This is a genomic window from Streptomyces sp. 147326 (assembly GCF_045000215.1).
Lineage (GTDB): Bacteria > Actinomycetota > Actinomycetes > Streptomycetales > Streptomycetaceae > Streptomyces.
In genome coordinates this window covers 2953073-2970272 of record NZ_CP134201.1, presented here as the reverse complement: position 1 = coordinate 2970272, position 17200 = coordinate 2953073, and the positions used below count along the sequence as shown (strand labels likewise).

Below are 17200 nucleotides of genomic sequence, written 5' to 3'. Positions count from 1 at the left end.
CGCTGCGGCAGGTCCTCACCCGCGCAGCGCGCCCTCGTACACCGGGAGCAGGGTGTCCAGGACCGCGTCCATGGAGAAGGAGTCCGCGGCCAGTCTGCGGGCCGCCAGCGAGGCCTCGCGGTTGGCCGCCGGGTCCAGCAGGGCCAGGACGGCCGCGGCGACGCCCGCCGGTCCGGGATCCACCGCGTGCCCCGCGCCGGCCCCCGCGACGTCGCGGGCGAGGCCGTTGGAGTGCGTGACCACCGAGGGGACGCCCACCGAGAGCGCCTCCAGCACCGACATCGGGAACGGCTCGTCCACCGAGGGCAGCACGTACACGTGGGCCCGGCGCAGCTCCGCCAGGACCTCCGCGCTGGACAGCGCCCCCGGGACCGTGAACCGGTCCGTCAGGCCCAGCGCACCGATCCGGGCGCGTACGGCCCCCAGCTCGCCCTCGTCCGGGCCCGCGACCACGAAGTGCGCGTCCGGGTGCGCCGCCAGGACCGCCGGCGCCGCGTCCACGAAGTCCACCGGCCGCTTACGGGCCTGCAGGCGCGCCGAGTACAGGATCCGCGGCGGGCCTGCCGGCTGCGGCCGCTCCTCCTGCGCCGGGGTCCCGTTGACCAGGCGGACCGCCCGCGCCAGCGGCGCGCCCACCACCGCGTCCAGGCCCTCCCGCTCGTGCGGGGTCAGGTACAGCAGCGCGTCCGCGCCGCGCAGCAGCCGGCGTACCGCCACCGCGTCCAGCACCTTGGCGAGCAGCTTCCCGCTCGGGTCCACCATCCCGTGGGTCTGCAGCACCAGGGGCTTGCCCGCCCGCAGCGCCGCCAGGGCCACCGGCAGGGTCACCAGGTCCCGGGCCAGGTGGACGTGGACGAGGTCCGCGTCGCGCACGAGGCGCCCGGCCGAGGCCAGCAGCGCCGGCGAGGTCATCCCGCTGAAGCCGAGGGGGAGCAGGCGGCGGGCCGGGAACAGCTTGGCCGGCACGCCCTCCACCGAGGTGGGCCACACGTCGAAGCCCTCGCCCAGCGCGACCAGCCGGGCCTCGTGGCCCCGGGCGCGCAGCCCCTTCGCCAGGTTCAGCGCGACCCGGACCGGGCCGCCGAAGGCATGCGAGGGGGAGTGCAGGGTGACGGCGTGCAGCACGCGCAGCGGGGTACTCACTTGGGCTCCTCCACCGGGCGGCGCCGCCCGTCCTGGGTCTGCAGGGTCAGCTCCGGCAGGTCCTTGTGCACGACCGAGCCCGCGCCGGCGACCGCGCAGCGGCCCACCGTGACCCCGGCCAGCACGGTCGCGCGCACCGCCACCCACGCGCCGTCCTCGACGGTGATCGGGGCGTTGCGGTAACGGAAGTCGGCGGCCCGGTGGTCGTGCGAGCCGGTGCACAGCATCGCCTCCTGCGAGAGGCAGACGTGCGAACCGATCGTCACCGGCTCGAGGTTCAGCAGCCAGGCGCCCTCGCCTATCCAGGTGTGGTCCCCGACGGTGAGCTTCCACGGCCACAGCACGCGCACCCGGTGCCGGATCAGCACACCCTCGCCGATCTTCGCGCCGAAGGCCCGCAGCAGCGCCACCCGCAGCCGCACCGGACAGAACCAGCTCATGAACAGCGTGTTCATCACGGCGAACCAGAGCGCCTGCGTCAGCAGCCCGCGCCCCTTGTCGTATCCGGCCAGCGTGAAGGCAGGAAGATCACGCAACAGAAGCCCCCATCGTGCTCTCGGCCGCGGCCTCCCCGGGCGCGGCCCGCTCAGACTAGACTGCGCGCGGACCAGGCACATCGGGTGGGGGCGGCAGTGACGACGGACATACGCAAGCCCTCCGCAACGCCCGCGAAGCAGCCCGTCCCGTCCCCCTTCGAGGACGAGAGCCTGTGGGGCCGGGCCACCCTCCCGCGCACCCTGCTCTCGCGCGCGCTGTCCGTCCCGCTCGCGCTCGGATTCACCGTCTTCCTGCCGTTGTTCGTCGCCGTCCAGACCGGCGCAGGCGCCCGTGACGCGGCCTTCTGGCTCCAGTTGCTGCTCACCATGTACGCGGGCGCCCGGCTCTCCGCGATGGTGCTGACCAGCCGCCGCAAGCTGCTCCAGGGCTCCTTCTGGCTCTTCGTCTACATGGCCATGGGTGTGGCCCCGCTCGCGCAGGCCGTCCTCGGCCAGGTCCCGACGCCGGTCGTCGGCCCGCGCTCCGACCTGACCGCCGCCATCGGGCTCGTGCTGCTCGGCTGCACGGCCTTCGACGTCGGCGTGCTGCTGGCCCGTCACCGGCCGGCCGGGCGCGCGGGCGGTTCGCTGAAGGAGTCGCGCCCGGTCATGGCCCACCGGCGGCGCCTCCAGCTGCTCACGATCCTGTCCTTCGGCTGCAGCGCGGTCTTCATCATGAAGCTCGGCGGCCCGGTGGTCTTCTTCTCCAGCCGCCAGGAGATCATCGCCGGCATCGAGGAGGCGGGCGTCTCCAACGGCGACGGCCAGGCCGGGCAGGCCCTGCTGCGCGGCTTCGGCACCGTACCGGCCCTGCTCGCGCTGCTCCTCTACACCCGCTGGCTGATCACCTCGAAGTTCGCCCGCCGCAAGGTGTCGATCATCGTCACGTGGGCGGCGCTCGCCGGCCTCAACCTGATCGTCAACAACCCGATCTCGAACCCGCGGTACTGGTTCCTGACGGTCATGTTCGCGCTGCTCTTCACCGTCTTCCCGGTGAGCGCGGCGATGTACCGGGTGGCGCTGTCGATGGCGGTGGTCGTCGCGCTCCTGATCTTCCCCTTCGCCGACCGCTTCCGGTACGACGAGAAGAACTACCGCCCGGTCGAGACCACATCCTTCCTGGAGCCGATGGCGCTCAAGGACTACGACCAGATCGGCATGTTCGCGAACACCATCACCTTCTCGGAGTCGGGCCCCGGGCACTTCTACGGACGCCAGCTGGCCGGGTCGATCCTGTTCGCGGTGCCGCGCTCGGTGTGGGCGGGCAAGCCGCGGGACACCGGCGTGATGGTCGGCCAGTGGATGGGCACGGTCAACACCAACCTCTCCTCCCCGATCTGGGCGGAGCTGTGGCTCGACTTCGGTCCGCTGGGGATGGGCGCCGGGCTGCTGGGCATGGGGTACGCCTCCGCCCGCGTCGACCGGCGCTACGCGAAACGGGCCACGCGGCGGTCGCCGCCGGGCAGTCTGATCTCGGTGGTCGTCCCGCTGGTCGCGGGCTACTCCTTCATCCTGCTGCGCGGACCGCTGCTGCAGGCGTCCGGGCGGGTGGCGATCGCCGCCCTCTGCCTCGCGCTGGTCGCGACGTACCGCACGGACAAGTCCACCACCCTGCGCTAGCCCTGCCCGGGCGGGCCGCGGTGAGGTCTGCCCGGACCTTGTCCGCGCGAAAGGGCGGGGCGGGGAGAGAAGCCCGCGCAGCGGCTCACACGGCGGCCGCCCGGTGGGCTCATCGCTCCGTGCGAGCGGGTCAGGCGGCGGGGGTCGGCTCAGCGGCGGCGGTGTCCCGAGAACCGGCGGCGGCCGGGAGGCGGGTGACGCGCCACCAGGCGGCCAGGGCCTTGAGGGCGGAGCCGGCGGCCAGGCCCCACGCGGCGCCCGCCACACCCCCCACCGCGTAGCCGCCCAGCAGCATCCCCACGGACAGCAGCGAGAAGACCACCTGCAAGGACAGCGTGGCCTTCGGCGCCAGCACCCGCAGGGTCAGCAGCGCACACGTGCCGAGCCCCATCACGGCGTACTGGGCCCCCGTCGCCGGCAGCAGCCCGGCCGTCGCCGCCCAGGTGTTGCCGAGCAGCTGACGGCCCGCCCGGTCGGGCAGCGCGTACAGCACGGCCCCCCAGCCCGCGCCGACCGCGGCCAGCACCAGGCCCAGCAGCGCGGTCGCCCGCACCGTGGCCCGCTTGCCGCCGAGCCGGCCGAGCACCGGCGGCCCGAAGGCGTTCGCGGAGTTGAACAGCACGTTCAGCGGCCCGAAGAGGGTGGTCGCGCCCCGCAGCGCGCCGACGGCCAGCGGGGTCGCGAAGACGCCGAGGCCCAGGACGGCGAGCTGGCTGGAGCCGTTGCCCACCGCGAACTCGACCACGAACCGCTGCCCGAGGTGACCCCGCCGCAGGTACGGCCGCAGGTCGCCGCGCGCGCCGCGCACGTACGGCCGCAGCAGCCACAGACCCAACCCCAGGGCGGGCAGCGCGGAGAGCCCCCAGGCAAGGACCAGCCGCCCGGCAGAGGCCCCCTCGGGCTGCACGGCCAGCGCCGCGACCACGCACACCAGCCGCAGCGCGTCCGCGGCCAGCGCCCGCTCGGGGGCGCGCAGCGCGGAGAAGCAGTACCGCAGCCCGTCCTGGAGGAGGACCAGGGGCAGTACGAGGCCCAGCGCGAGGAAGGCCCGCCCGGGCGTGCCGGGGAGCGCGAGGCCCGCCACCACGAGCAGCACGCCCACGGCGGCCGACGCGGCCCCGGTGAAGCCGACGGCGGATCGGCACATCGCGCCGAGCCTCCCCCAGACTTCGTCCGGGGGGACCCCCTGGCCCTTCTCCAGGACCAGGCTCTGGCCGACGTAGGCCATGTTCAGTCCGAGGAGCACGCTGAAGGTCACGTACACCATCGAGAAGTCGGCGAACCCGCCCGCCGAGGACAATCGGGCGGCCAGCACCAGCACCAGGATGTTCGTGGCGCTGGAGGCGGCCTGGTCGAGGACGGAGGCGACGGCGGCGAGGCCGCGTCGGCTCATCTGCGGCCCATGCGCACGGTGCGCAGCGCGACGGTGTCGGTGCCGTCACCGGGGATGTGCTGCTCGGGCTCGGCGACCTCGTAGGGGATCGGCTGCGGCGGCTTAGGCCCACCCGCCGGGGTGGCGGCGGGGGCCGGATCGGGGTTCTTGTCCTTGTTGCGGCCGCGCTTCTCGCCGGGCAGCGGGGCGTGCAGCACCGCGCCGAGCACCGTGCCGCCGGCGCCGCTGATCAGCTCGCGGATCCGGATCAAGTCGGTGCGGTGGACGCCGCGCGGGTTGCAGACGACCAGGACGCCGTCGACGCGGTCGACGAGGGCGAGGGCGTCGGCGTACGAGAGCACGGGCGGCGCGAGCACGACGACGGTCGCGTTGGGGGAGTCGGCCTCGGAGATCAGGCTGGTGGCGCGGGGGGAGGTCAGCGCGCGCGGCACGTTGCGCGCCCGCTCGCCGGGGATCAGGTCGAAGGAGCCGGACTCGCCGGCGTCCACGACGAGCTGGCGGCCGTCGGGCCACTCGGAGTCGGAGTGCCGCCCGCCGCCCTTCTGGCTGCCCGGGGTCTGGCTCCAGCGCGGCCGGCCGCCGGCGTCCGTCGGCAACTGGCTGGCCAGTACCGGGGTGCGCAGGTCGGCCTCGATGAGCAGGACGTCCTTGCCGGTCTCCGCGAAGGAGGCGGCGAGGTTCACGGCCACCGCGGCGGCGGTCTCGCTGCTGCCGCGCGGGGCGACGACGAGGAGCCGGCGCCGGTCGGCGAAGCGGGAGTCGTAGGCGAGCCGGAAGGCCACCGAGCGGTACTCCTCGGCGAGGCGGGGATCGGCCTCGCCGGCGGCGAGCAGCGGCCCGCCGCCCGTGCGGTCCCGCGGCAGGTAGCCGAGTACGGGTGCGCGCAGGGCCCGTGCCACGTCGCCCTCGGAGCGGGGCGCCGGGTCGAAGACGAGCCGGACCCAGGCGGCGAGCAGGCCGAGGGCGAGGCCCACGGCGGCGCCGAGCGCGAGGGACATCAGGATGCCGGGGCCGTCGGCTCCGGGGGGCGCGGTCGCGGCGCTGGTGACGCGGCCCGGGGTCATGTCGAGGGCCTCGAGCTTGGTGATCTTGGTGTTGTAGCCGCCGACCTCGCTCTGCAGGTCGGTCTTGGAGGAGCTGGCGGCGTCGCGTCCCGCGCCGGCCGGCATCCGGGCGATCTCCTTCGACAGCTCGTCGAGCTGCTTGGAGATCGGATCGCGCTGCTCCTTGTAGCCCTTGACCATCTTGTCGCGGGTCGCGTCGAGGGACTCCTGCCGCTTGAGCAGGTACGCCTCGGTCATCGCGTTGGCGCGCTTGGCGGCCTCCTTGGGGGAGGACGCCGTGTAGGTGAAGCGCAGCACCATGGTCTGCGGCGGGTTGGTGACCTGCAGACCGCTGCGCAGGGCGGCGAAGCCGGACGCGGTCACGCCGAGCTTCTTCGCCGCCTCGTTGGCTATGGAGGAGCTGAGCGCGACCTGGCGCTCCGAGCCGATGTTGATCGCCTTGTCGGGGGCGAGGCTCGGGTTGAACGGGTCGTCGGTGGGCGCGCGCAGCACGACGTCGGCGGTCGCGACGTAGGTGTCGGCCGTGGAGATGCCGAGGTAGACGCCGCCCAGCAGGCCGATCCCGACGCCCGCGCCGATGAGCCTGCGGTAGCGCAGGAGCTGCCGGAACTGGTCTCTGAGGAGATCCGGTTCGTCGTCGGCCGGTGCCGCTGCAGGGCGGTTCGTCTCGATCACGGCCGGGGTCCCCCAAGTGCTTCGTCTATCAGTGCGTCGATGCGGGCCAGGCCCGCCTCACGGCTCAGATGGGCCGCCACGTGGCGGGGTCCGGCCGCTCCCAGTGCGTCCGCGCCTTCGGGGTCCTCGGCCAGGGCCCGTACGGCCTTCAGCAGGGCCTCGGGGTCCTCCGGCGGTACGAGCACCCCTGCGCCCGAGCGTTCCACCTCCTGGGCGGTGCCGCCCTCCGCTGCCACGGAGGCGACGACGGGACGGCCGGTCTGGAAGTAGGAGGTGAGTTTCGACGGCACGCTCATGTCCAGCACGGCAGCGTGCTGCGTGACCGCGAGTACGTCCGCCGCGGCGAGGATATCCGGGAACTCGCCGTCCGCGGCAGGGGGGATGATGTCCAGATTCGGCACATCGGCCGAGAGGTCGGCGAGCGCCGCGCGCTGACTGCCGTCTCCCATGAGGACGAAGCGGACATTCGGATCCAGGCGAGCGGCGCCCACGAGGACCTCCAGCCCCTGCTTGAGGCCCATGTTCCCGGAGTGCAGGACGACGGTCTCGCCGGGGCCCCAGCCGAGGTGGTGACGGGTCTCGCCGCGCGGCTTGGTGGGCACCGCCACGTGCGACCAGTTGGGGACGAGGCGGATCCGGCCCGGGTCCACGCCCATGCCGACGACCCGGTCCACGAAGGTCTCGTGGATGACGCCGACGAGGGTGGCCCGCTTGAGGGCGTAGGCCTCGGCGCGGCCGGCGATAGCGGCCGCCTTGTCGCCGCCGCTGATCCCGCTCTGCGCGGCGGCGGCGCCCATCAGGTCCTGGACGACCGGGACGTACGGGACCTTCCAGCGCGCCGCGAGCCGGGCGGCGAGCACCCCGCCGGCCAGGCTGGGCATCTGGGCGAGGACTGCGTCCGGCCTGGGCATCCGGGGCGGGGCCACGGCGCCGTGCAGCAGAATCGATCCTTCAAAAAGGGCCCGCTTCACGGCAGTCTGGCGCGGCGGTACGGTGTGCGCGCGCCGGTGCACGGTGACGCCCGCGCGCTGTTCCGTGCGCCGGAGCGCCCCCTTGTACTCCGGCTCGACGGACCACGCCGGGTAGTGCGGCATGCCGGCGAGGACGTGGGTCTCGTGGCCGAGATCCGCCCAGTGCTCCGCGATCTGGGTGGCATACGGGCCGATCCCCGCGTGCTCCGGAGCGTAATTGGTGGAAACCAGCAGCATGCGCCGCTGACCGGATCTGGACACCGAGCGTCCCCTCTTCCCCTGGATGATGCGCACGTCACCCTATTCGTTCACCCGCATGCTGCGGAACGTGCACGCTATTGTCTGCTAATCAGCTGCACCGGGGGGTGCGGCCGCTGGGGATAACAGATGACGGAGCACGACATGTCCGACTTTGGCGCGCCAGAGCGTAGACCGTACCGAGTCGGCTACGCGCCGGGAGCCTACGATCTGTTCCACATCGGACATCTGAACATCCTTCGGCACGCCCGCAGTCAGTGCGACTACCTCGTCGCCGGAGTCGTCTCCGACGAGATGGCAGAACTCGCCAAGGGACGCCGCCCGATGATCCCGCTCGTCGAGCGGCTGGAGATCGTCCGCAGCGTGAAGTACGTCGACGCCGCCTTCGTCGAGACGGTCCCGGACAAGGTCGAGACCTGGAAGCAGGTCCGCTTCGACGTCATCTTCAAGGGCGACGACTGGCGCGGCACGCCCAAGGGCGACCGGCTGGAGAAGGACTTCGCGGCCCACGGCGTCGACGTCGTCTACTTCCCCTACACCGTGCACACCTCCAGCACCCAGCTGCGCCGGGCGCTGGACGCGCTCGCGGAACCCCCCGCCCTCCCCGGTCAGGTCACCGGGGAACGGCGCTGAGCTCCCGGAACCACTTCGCGAGGAACGCCAGCAGGAACAGCCCGGCGACCACGCCCAGTCCCGCGTACGTCCAGGCGAACAGCTTCCCGCCGCCGAGCAGCAGGAACACCAGGCAGAACACCCCGTAGTCCACGGGCAGCAGGGCCACCGCGCGCAGGGTCGACGGGGCGGCGGCGGGGCTGCCCGGGGCCGGCTTCGGCTTGAGCTTCTCGGTGAGCAGCCCGCCGAAGAAGGTGACGACCGAGGCGAACTGGAAGCCCAGCGGCACCAGCAGCCAGCCGTCGGCCACCGTTCCGTACTCCTCGGGGAACCGGTAGAAGCCGATCAGCACGCACGAGTGCAGCGCCGTGAGCTTGGCCGCGTCCACGACGTGGTCCAGCCACTCGCCGGCCGCGCTGCCGCCCCCGCGCAGCCGGGCCAGCTGCCCGTCCGCGGAGTCGAAGGCGAACCCGACGGCGAGCGCCGCCCACACAGCGATGCCCAGCCCCCACGAGGGCGCGCACAGGGCCGCCGCGGCCACGGCGGCGAAGCTGAAGGCGGCGCTGACCAGGGTCACCTGGTTCGGGGTGAGCCCGAGCGCGTACGAACCGGCGGCCAGGTACCGCCCGGCGGGCCGGTTGACGAACCGCGAGTACAGCGACACCCCCTTCGCCGACTTCTGCGCCCCGCGCAGTTCCTGCAGCGCGGTGTTGACTCTGCCCATGCAGGGACCCCCTCAGAACGATGTCGAACACATCATCGCAGGGCGAACGAGGGTGTCGTTCCGGATGCCCGCGGACGTCCGCAACCGCCGCCGCCGCCTCCTCACGCGGCGGGTCCCCGCGGCGGGGATCCGCAGACCCGGAACAGCAGGACCGAGCGGGCCGGGACCGTCAGCGTCTCCCCGCCGCGGTGACGGGTGAGGGGCGCCGCGGACTGGCTCTCCAGGGAGGTGTCCAGGACCAGCTCGTACGCCTTGGCCCACGGCGCCCCCGGCAGGACCCACGCCAGTGGCCGGTCCCCGGTGTGCAGCAGCGCGAGGAAGCTGTCGTCCGTCACCTGCCGGCCCCGCTCGTCACGGCCCGGGATGTCCCGCCCCGACAGGAACATCCCCAGCGCGGCGGCCGGCGCGTACCAGTCCCGCTCCGTCATCTCCGCGCCCGCCGGCGTGAACCAGGCCAGGTCCCGCAGCCCGTCCGCCCCCTGCGGCCGCCCCGAGAAGAACGCCCGCCGCCGCAGCACCGGATGGGCCTGCCGCAGCGAGATCAGCCGCTCCGTCAGCGCGAACAGCTCCCGCCACGCCGGGTCCTCCAGCAGCGACCAGTCCACCCACCCCGTCTCGTTGTCCTGGCAGTAGGCGTTGTTGTTGCCGCCCTGCGTGCGCCCGAACTCGTCGCCCGCCACCAGCATCGGCACCCCCGTCGACAGCAGCAGGGTGGTCAGCAGGTTGCGCAGCTGGCGGCGGCGCAGCGCCCCGATCCGGGCGTCGTCGCTCTCGCCCTCGGCCCCGCAGTTCCACGACCGGTTGTCGTTGGTCCCGTCCCGGTTCGCCTCCCCGTTCTCCTCGTTGTGCTTGCGCTCGTAGGACACCAGGTCGCGCAGGGTGAAACCGTCGTGCGCGGTCACGAAGTTCACCGAGGCGTACGGGCGCCGCCCGCCCCACGCGTACAGGTCGCTCGACCCCGACAGCCGGTACCCGAGATCCCGTACGTCGGGCAGCGCGCCCCGCCAGAAGTCCCGTACCGCATCCCGGTAGCGGTCGTTCCACTCCGTCCACAGCGGGGGGAACGCGCCCACCTGGTAGCCGCCCGAGCCCACGTCCCACGGCTCGGCGATCAGCTTCACCCGCCGCAGCACCGGGTCCTGGGCGATCACCGCCAGGAACGGGGACAGCATGTCCACGTCGTGCATCGAGCGGGCCAGCGCCGCCGCCAGGTCGAAGCGGAAGCCGTCCACCCCCATCTCCGTGACCCAGTACCGCAGCGAGTCCGTGATCAGGCGGAGCACGTGCGGACGCCCGGCGTGCAGGGTGTTCCCGCAGCCCGTGTAGTCGGCGTAGCGGCGCTGGTCGGACTGGAGCCGGTAGTAGCCCCGGTTGTCGATCCCGCGCAGCGACAGGGTCGGACCCAGCTCGCCCGCCTCCGCCGTGTGGTTGTAGACCACGTCGAGGATCACCTCGATGCCCGCCGCGTGCAGGGCCCGGACCATCCGCTTGAACTCCCCGACCTGCTGGCCGGTCGTCCCGCTCGACGAGTACCCCGCGTGCGGGGCGAAGTAGCCGATCGAGTTGTAGCCCCAGTGGTTGCGCAGCCCCCGGCGCAGCAGGTGGTCCTCGTGCGCGAACTGGTGCACCGGCAGCAGCTCGACCGCCGTGACGCCCAGCTTCGTCAGGTGCTCGACCGCCGCCGGATGGGCGAGCCCCGCGTACGTGCCGCGCAGTTCCTCCGGAACACCCGGATGGCGCATCGTGAAGCCGCGCACGTGCAGCTCGTAGATCACCGAATCGGCCCACGGAGTCTTCGGCCGGACGTCGTCGGCCCAGTCGTCGTCATCGTGGACGACCACGCCCTTCGGGACGTACGGCGCCGAATCCCGGTCGTCGCGCACGGTGTCCGCGATGTACTGCTGCGGCCAGTCCCGGACGTGCCCGTACACCTCCGGCGGCAGGGTGAAATCCCCGTCGACGGCCCGGGCGTACGGGTCCAGGAGCAGCTTCGCCGGATTGAACCGGGCGCCCGTCCAGGGGTCCCAGCGCCCGTGCACCCGGAATCCGTACCGCTGCCCGGGGCGCACGCCCGGCACGAAGCCGTGCCAGATCTCGTGCGTGAGCTCGGTGAGCGAGCACCGGGTCTCCGCGCCCTCGGCGTCGAACAGGCACAGCTCCACCGCCTCCGCGCCCTGCGCCCACAGGGCGAAGTTGGTGCCCGCGGTCCCGTCCGGACCGTGGTGGAACCGGGCGCCCAGGGGATGCGAGGACCCCGGCCACACCGGTGGTCCCGGGCGCGTGTGGGTCCGTAACACCTGCCCCCTGACCTGGCCGTTCGGATGACCGCCCGGACGGCCGTTCGACTGACCGCCGTTCGGCCGTCCGTCGGGATGGCCGTCGACCTGCGGTACGGGCGCGGCCTGGCCGCCCCGCACCGCATCGACGGCGTTGCCGACGGCTTCCACCGCCTCTTGCTCGGCTGCGCTCGACACTGCCCGCCTCCACGGCTCCTGGGTACCTGCGGGGGGAGGGGGAGTGCGGCCCCGGCGTCCCGGCCTGGGCCCGCCCCCGTCTGGTCCTTCACACTGTTCTGCCCGGACTGTTCTGCCCGGAACGTGCCGCGCGCTCACGTTTCCCCGGGAGGGGGCCGGTCGTTGGAGGGATCGTGACACTTCTGACGAAGCGGGCAGGGGCGGGCTTGGCCGCCGTGGCGGCATGGGCGGGCCTGCTGGGCGGGCTGGCCGGATGTACCCAGGACGGCAGGTCGCCGGTCGAGATCCAGCTGCCCGGCAAACCCCGCTCGCCGGACGAGGCCATCCGCATCACCCCCGACGACAACGCCAAAGGGGTCCAGGCCGACGCGCGGCTGACGGTCACCGTGCCGGAGGGCCGGCTGGAGCGGGTCGTCGTCACCAAGGTGGAGGACGCGCAGGAGGAGGAGGTCCCCGGCTCCATCGCGGACGACGGGCTGAGCTGGAGCCCCGACCCGGCCTCCGGCCGGCTCGCACTCGCGGCCAAGTACACCGTGGACGCCGTCGCCCTCGACGGGCACAACCGCCGCCAGGCCCGGCACACCACCTTCACCACCTACGTTCCCGAGGAGCGGTTCATCGGCTACTTCAAGCCCGAGAACCGCTCCACCGTCGGCACCGGCATGATCGTCTCTTTCAGGTTCAACCGCCCGATCGAACGCCGCGCGGAAGTGGAACGGGCCATCACCGTCACCTCCGACCCGGCCGTGCAGGTCGTGGGCCACTGGTTCGGCCGGGACCGGCTCGACTTCCGGCCCAAGGCGTACTGGAAGGCCGGCACCAAGGTCACCGTGAAGATGGACCTGCGCGACATCGAGGGCGCGCCCGGCTCGTACGGCATCCAGTCCAAGACCGTCACCTTCACCGTCGGCCGCTCCCAGATCTCCCGGGTGGACGCGGCCGCGCACACCATGGAGGTCCGCCGGGACGGGGAGCTGCTGTCGACCGTGCCGATCAGCGCCGGGGCGCCCAAGACCACGACGTACAACGGGAAGATGGTGGTGATGGAGCTCTTCGACGTCACCCGCATGAACGGCCAGACCGTCGGCTTCGGCGGCGAGTACGACATTCCCGACGTCCCGCACGCCATGCGGCTCACCTCCTCCGGAACCTTCCTGCACGGGAACTACTGGTCCAGCCCCGACACCTTCGGCACCACCAACGTGAGCCACGGCTGCGTGGGCCTGCGCGACGACAAGGGCGGCGGCTCCGACACCCCGGCCGGCTGGTTCTTCGACCGGACCCTGATCGGGGACGTGGTGGAGGTCGTCAACTCGCAGGACAAGACGGTCGCCGCCGACAACGGTCTGGGCGGCTGGAACATGTCCTGGGCGGACTGGGTCGCCGGTTCCGCCATCGTCTGAACGCCGCACGGCGCCCCCCGCACGAGTGACTCTTGTGATCGGAATGCCGTAGCGGAGAGTGTCCGCGCCCGATCCGCCGACCCCGGCCCCCAGCCTGTCAGGGCGCGCCAGGGAGCGGGGAAAGGGCGGAGCGTCGTGTCGGCAAGGAACCGGCCCCTGACCGCTGGACCGGCTGCCCCGGCTCCGGTGCGAGCACCTGCGGGCGGCCCCGTACGACGGACGGAGTGGCATGGCAGCCTGGACGACGAGGGTGTGGCCGATCGGTCTCGCCGCCGCGGTGGTGGTCATAGCGGCGGCGCCCGCCCGTGCCGCGCCGCCCGCGGCGGCGGGCGGCACCGCCCGGGTGGTGCTGCGCAACACGGACCTGGACACCGGAGCGCCCCTGTCCGGGGCCCGGTTCGAGCTGTGGCGCGAGACCAACGACCTGGAGGGACCCCAGCGCACCGGCCGAGCAGCGGACGAACAGCACGACGGTGTCTGCGTGACCGACGCGAAGGGCACCTGCACCGTGGAGCTCGCGACCGAAGAGACGTACTACTGGATGCAGATCGGGGTCCCCACCGGCTACGCGCGGCCGGACGAACCGTTCACCGGCTTCAACCTGGGCGAGGCCGCCGCCCGGGACGGGCTCGTCCTCAACGTCGCGAACCGGCGGGAGGACGCGGTGTACAGCGGCGCGATCCAGGTCCGGAAGAAGGACGGGAAGACCGGTGCGCCGCTGCACGGCGCGGTGTTCGAGCTCTGGAAGGAGACCAACGGCACCACCCGCCTCCAGACCGGGGGCATCGACGCCGACCAGCGGGCGAGGCCGGGCTGTGCCACCGACGCCGACGGCACCTGCGCCTTCGACAGGCTCGCCGACGGCCAGTACTTCCTGGTGGAGACGGACGTCCCCGAGGGCTATGTCCTGCCGGAGGACCCGGTGACAGGCCCCTTGCTGCTGGACGGGACGGTCGGCCGCCGGCTCGTGGTCATTTACCACAACAAGCGCCACGAGCGGATCCCCACCGTGGACGAGGACGAGGACCAGGGCTAGGAAGACGACGGCCGCCTGGCCCGGGCCGCGGCACCGGTGCGCCGGTGGGGTGACCTTCTCACCCGGTCGGCGCACCAGCGCGGGCCGGACCCCCGCCCGACGGGTTGGCTGGCTGCAACCGCCGAGCTCGCAGACCCGAGGAGGTCCGGATGGCCGGACGTCAGGGGACAGGCCCGACAGCACGCGTGGCCGCACTCGGCGCCCTGCTCGCATTGGCGGGCCTGCAGGCGCCCCGGGCGGCGGCCGCCCCGGCGCAACCGGAGAGCGCGTGCGTGGCGGGCACCGGCCCCTACCAACGGGAGCTGGAGCACCACCTGGGCCGGCCGGTCGACGGGGTGCAGTCCTCGGCGGACTGCCACGCCGTCCGCGCCTTCCAGCGCGCGAACGGCCTCACTCCCGCCCACGGCTACCCGGGCCTGGCCACCTACCGCACGATGCTCGTCGTGACCGCCCGCCCCGCCCCCAACGCCGCGGGCGACTGCCCCGTCCGCGAACACCGCGTCACCTGTGTGGACATGGACCGCCAGCTGCTGTGGGTGCAGAAGGGCGACAGCGTCGTCCTCCCGCCCGTGCCCGTCCGCACCGGCCGCGACTACCAGGAGACCCGGCCCGGCTGGCACGAGGTGTACCAGCGCAACAAGGAGCACGTCTCCACGCTGTACGGCTCACCCATGCCGTACGCCCAGTTCTTCGACGGGGGCCAGGCGCTGCACGGAACGCACGGATCCCTCTACGGAGGTGGCGGTTCCGCCGGCTGCGTCAACCTCACCGAACCGGACGCGAAGCGCCTGTGGGACCTGCTCGCCGAGGGCGACGCCATCTACGTCTGGGGCACCAAACCCGGCACCGAGGACTGACCCGCAAGCCGTCCCGGCCGATTCGCGGCACTTGGGACGGAACGGTGACAAGACCGTGGCTGATCGTGATCTGCCCATGTGATTTCCTGTCGACAAGCGCGCGACTGTCCGCGCGCGGGGGACATGGGGAGAACAAGAGTGAACCTGCAGCCGATACGCGGCCGCGCCCGCACCGGCCTGCCGGCCCTTCTGCTGGGGGCGGCCCTGCTGTTCACCACCGCGTGCAGCGGTGGTGGCGGGAGTAACAGCAGCGGCAGCGGCGGCGACAACGCCGGGGGCGGCGCCAAGAACGGGACCGAGGCGTCGAAGGCCGTCGTCAGCGTCAAGCCCGACGACGGGGCCAAGGAGGTCGCCACCAGCGGCGTCCTGAAGATTTCCAGCACCGGCGGCAAGCTCACCACGGTGACCGTCGCCGACACCAAGGGCAACGCGGTCGAGGGCAAGCTCACCGACGACGGGGCGAACTGGGAGCCGGCCCGTCACCTGGCCTCCGCCACCGAGTACAAGGTGCACGCGGTCGCCAAGGACGAGGCCGGCCGGGAGTCCGCCAAGGACACCACCTTCACCACGCTGACGCCGACCAACACCTTCGTGGGCCACTACACGCCCGAGGACGGCGCGACCGTCGGCGTGGGCATGCCGGTCTCGATCAACTTCACGCGTGGGATCACCAACCCCGAGGCCGTCGAGAAGGCCATCACCGTGACCGCCGAGCCGGCCGTGCCGGTCGAGGGCCACTGGTTCGGCAACGACCGCCTGGACTTCCGCCCCGAGAAGTACTGGGCCGCGGGCACCAAGGTCACCGTGAAGCTCGCCCTCGACGGAGTCGAAGGCCGCCCGGGCGTCTACGGCAAGCAGACCCGTACGGTCACCTTCACCATCGGCCGCTCCCAGGTCTCCACGGTGGACGCCAGCGAGAAGGAGATGCAGGTCGTCCGTGACGGCCAGGTCATCAAGACCCTCCCGATCACCGCGGGCGCCCCGTCGACCACCACCTACAACGGGCAGATGGTCATCAGCGAGAAGTACAAGGTCACCCGCATGAACGGCGCGACCGTGGGCTTCGGCGGCGAGTACGACATCTCCGACGTCCCGCACGCGATGCGCCTGTCGCAGTCGGGCACCTTCGTCCACGGCAACTACTGGGCCTCCGCCGGCACCTTCGGCTCGGCGAACGTCAGCCACGGCTGCGTCGGCCTCAAGGACGTCCGCGGCGCCGGCGACGACAACCAGCCCGCCGCCTGGTTCTTCAACGAGTCCCTCATCGGCGACGTGGTCGTCGTGAAGAACTCCAAGGACAAGCAGATCGCCCCGGACAACGGCCTCAACGGCTGGAACATGGACTGGGCGGAGTGGATCAAGTAAGCGGGTCCCGTACCCCGTGAAGTGGCCCGGTGCTGTGACCCACAGCACCGGGCCACTTCACGTTAACCGGCGCTAACCTGGCCCGTATGACCCTCTCTCTCGAAGTCTCCGAAGGCGTCGGCACCCTCCGCCTGGACCGGCCGCCCATGAACGCCCTGGACATCGCCACCCAGGACCGGCTGCGCGAGCTCGCGGTGGAGGCGACCGACCGGGCCGACGTCCGGGCGGTCATCATCTACGGCGGCGAGAAGGTGTTCGCGGCGGGCGCGGACATCAAGGAGATGCAGACGATGGACCACGCGGCGATGGTCGCCCGGTCCCGCGCGCTCCAGGACGCCTTCACCGCCGTCGCCCGGATCCCCAAGCCGGTCGTCGCGGCCGTCACCGGCTATGCGTTGGGCGGCGGTTGCGAGCTCGCGCTGTGCGCCGACTACCGGATCGCCGCCGACAACGCGAAGCTCGGCCAGCCCGAGATCCTGCTCGGCCTGATCCCGGGCGCGGGCGGCACCCAGCGGCTGTCCCGGCTGATCGGCCCGTCCAAGGCCAAGGACCTGATCTTCACCGGACGCATGGTGAAGGCCGACGAGGCGCTCACCCTGGGCCTGGTCGACCGGGTCGTGCCCGCCGCCGAGGTGTACGAGCAGGCGCACGCCTGGGCCGCCGGGCTGGCGCAGGGCCCGGCGATGGCGCTGCGCGCCGCCAAGGAGTGCGTGGACGCCGGCCTGGAGGCCGACATCGACACCGGTCTCACCATCGAACGCAACTGGTTCGCGGGCCTGTTCGCCACCGAGGACCGCGAGCGCGGCATGCGCAGCTTCGTTGAAGACGGCCCGGGCAAGGCGAAGTTCGTCTGAGCGCGACGCCGGTCCTCCCTGTGGGTGGATTAGCCAGGCCTTAAGGCAGCCTTAAGCAGCAAGGGTGATCCACTCACGGTGATCAATTTCCTGCCGTGTGTCACCGCAGGTCAAACTGGGTATTGAGGCCCCCTTGTTGCCTCCCGCATATGACAGGACACCCCCTTGGATTCGTTGAATCCGGGGGGTGTTTTCCTCTGGAACGGCCCGGAGGG

General features: G+C 72.5%; 14 protein-coding genes. 7 read left to right on the top strand and 7 right to left on the bottom strand.

All coding sequences use genetic code 11. The annotated features are described in order from the left end of the window. Positions 1 to 15: 15 nt before the first annotated feature. Together RIU97_RS12880 and RIU97_RS12875 are read right to left on the bottom strand one after the other, a co-directional pair. Positions 16 to 1131, bottom strand: a complete 1116-nt coding sequence (locus RIU97_RS12880) for a glycosyltransferase (protein WP_404962829.1) — start codon at positions 1129 to 1131, stop codon at positions 16 to 18. 8 nt (positions 1132 to 1139) lie between these two features. After that, complete coding sequence (locus RIU97_RS12875) at positions 1140 to 1679, bottom strand: WcaF family extracellular polysaccharide biosynthesis acetyltransferase (protein ID WP_404956316.1); 540 nt, start codon at positions 1677 to 1679, stop codon at positions 1140 to 1142. Between the two features lie 96 nt (positions 1680 to 1775). Between RIU97_RS12875 and RIU97_RS12870 the strand changes: the two genes are divergently transcribed. Continuing rightward, positions 1776 to 3299: a hypothetical protein gene (locus RIU97_RS12870; RefSeq protein WP_404956313.1), complete on the top strand. Its 1524-nt coding sequence runs from the start codon at positions 1776 to 1778 to the stop codon at positions 3297 to 3299. 130 nt (positions 3300 to 3429) lie between these two features. Here RIU97_RS12870 and RIU97_RS12865 read toward each other — a convergent pair whose 3' ends face one another. The 3 genes from RIU97_RS12865 to RIU97_RS12855 are packed head-to-tail and all read right to left on the bottom strand — an operon-like array spanning position 3430 to position 7639. Then, positions 3430 to 4692, bottom strand: a complete 1263-nt coding sequence (locus tag RIU97_RS12865) for a hypothetical protein (protein ID WP_404956311.1) — start codon at positions 4690 to 4692, stop codon at positions 3430 to 3432. After that, positions 4689 to 6431: a lipopolysaccharide biosynthesis protein gene (locus RIU97_RS12860; protein ID WP_404956309.1), complete on the bottom strand. Its 1743-nt coding sequence runs from the start codon at positions 6429 to 6431 to the stop codon at positions 4689 to 4691. The genes RIU97_RS12865 and RIU97_RS12860 overlap by 4 nt, the downstream gene beginning before the upstream one ends. Next, complete coding sequence (locus RIU97_RS12855) at positions 6428 to 7639, bottom strand: glycosyltransferase (RefSeq protein ID WP_404962828.1); 1212 nt, start codon at positions 7637 to 7639, stop codon at positions 6428 to 6430. Before RIU97_RS12855 ends, RIU97_RS12860 begins: the two co-directional genes overlap by 4 nt. Positions 7640 to 7804: 165 nt before the next feature. Here RIU97_RS12855 and RIU97_RS12850 point away from each other — a divergent pair, with 165 nt between their 5' ends. Next, complete coding sequence (locus RIU97_RS12850) at positions 7805 to 8293, top strand: adenylyltransferase/cytidyltransferase family protein (RefSeq protein WP_404956307.1); 489 nt, start codon at positions 7805 to 7807, stop codon at positions 8291 to 8293. Here the strand turns inward: RIU97_RS12850 and RIU97_RS12845 are convergent. Both RIU97_RS12845 and glgX read right to left on the bottom strand, forming a co-directional pair. Further along, complete coding sequence (locus RIU97_RS12845) at positions 8274 to 8996, bottom strand: CDP-alcohol phosphatidyltransferase family protein (RefSeq protein WP_404956305.1); 723 nt, start codon at positions 8994 to 8996, stop codon at positions 8274 to 8276. The genes RIU97_RS12850 and RIU97_RS12845 overlap by 20 nt on opposite strands. A 101-nt stretch (positions 8997 to 9097) precedes the next feature. Next, complete coding sequence (gene glgX / locus RIU97_RS12840; RefSeq protein WP_404956303.1) at positions 9098 to 11470, bottom strand: glycogen debranching protein GlgX; 2373 nt, start codon at positions 11468 to 11470, stop codon at positions 9098 to 9100. A 182-nt stretch (positions 11471 to 11652) separates the two neighbouring features. On the opposite strand from glgX, the gene RIU97_RS12835 reads away from it, so the two are divergent. The 5 genes from RIU97_RS12835 (at position 11653) to RIU97_RS12815 (ending at position 16985) form a co-directional block, all read left to right on the top strand. Next, on the top strand, positions 11653 to 12873 hold the full coding sequence (locus tag RIU97_RS12835; protein WP_404962827.1) for an Ig-like domain-containing protein: 1221 nt from the start codon (positions 11653 to 11655) through the stop codon (positions 12871 to 12873). A gap of 229 nt (positions 12874 to 13102) precedes the next feature. Continuing rightward, positions 13103 to 13909, top strand: a complete 807-nt coding sequence (locus RIU97_RS12830) for a collagen binding domain-containing protein (protein WP_404956301.1) — start codon at positions 13103 to 13105, stop codon at positions 13907 to 13909. Between the two features lie 149 nt (positions 13910 to 14058). Beyond that, positions 14059 to 14766 carry a L,D-transpeptidase family protein gene (locus RIU97_RS12825; RefSeq protein ID WP_404956299.1) on the top strand — a complete coding sequence of 236 codons (708 nt, stop codon included), beginning with the start codon at positions 14059 to 14061 and terminating at the stop codon, positions 14764 to 14766. A 123-nt stretch (positions 14767 to 14889) separates the two neighbouring features. Then, the gene (locus RIU97_RS12820; protein WP_404956297.1) at positions 14890 to 16131 is read left to right on the top strand and encodes an Ig-like domain-containing protein; all 1242 of its coding nucleotides are present in this window, start codon (positions 14890 to 14892) and stop codon (positions 16129 to 16131) included. An 86-nt stretch (positions 16132 to 16217) separates the two neighbouring features. Further along, complete coding sequence (locus RIU97_RS12815) at positions 16218 to 16985, top strand: enoyl-CoA hydratase/isomerase family protein (protein WP_404956295.1); 768 nt, start codon at positions 16218 to 16220, stop codon at positions 16983 to 16985. The last annotated feature ends 215 nt before the right edge of the window (positions 16986 to 17200 follow it).

Bases quoted from the DNA above. Each gene is read 5' to 3' on its own strand.
- RIU97_RS12865 (WP_404956311.1), bottom strand. From the start codon at position 4,692: ATGAGCCGACGCGGCCTCGCCGCCGTCGCCTCCGTCCTCGACCAGGCC.
- RIU97_RS12855 (WP_404962828.1), bottom strand. From the start codon at position 7,639: ATGCTGCTGGTTTCCACCAATTACGCTCCGGAGCACGCGGGGATCGGC.
- RIU97_RS12850 (WP_404956307.1), top strand. From the start codon at position 7,805: ATGTCCGACTTTGGCGCGCCAGAGCGTAGACCGTACCGAGTCGGCTAC.
- RIU97_RS12845 (WP_404956305.1), bottom strand. From the start codon at position 8,996: ATGGGCAGAGTCAACACCGCGCTGCAGGAACTGCGCGGGGCGCAGAAG.
- RIU97_RS12830 (WP_404956301.1), top strand. From the start codon at position 13,103: ATGGCAGCCTGGACGACGAGGGTGTGGCCGATCGGTCTCGCCGCCGCG.
- RIU97_RS12825 (WP_404956299.1), top strand. From the start codon at position 14,059: ATGGCCGGACGTCAGGGGACAGGCCCGACAGCACGCGTGGCCGCACTC.
- RIU97_RS12820 (WP_404956297.1), top strand. From the start codon at position 14,890: ATGGGGAGAACAAGAGTGAACCTGCAGCCGATACGCGGCCGCGCCCGC.
- RIU97_RS12815 (WP_404956295.1), top strand. From the start codon at position 16,218: ATGACCCTCTCTCTCGAAGTCTCCGAAGGCGTCGGCACCCTCCGCCTG.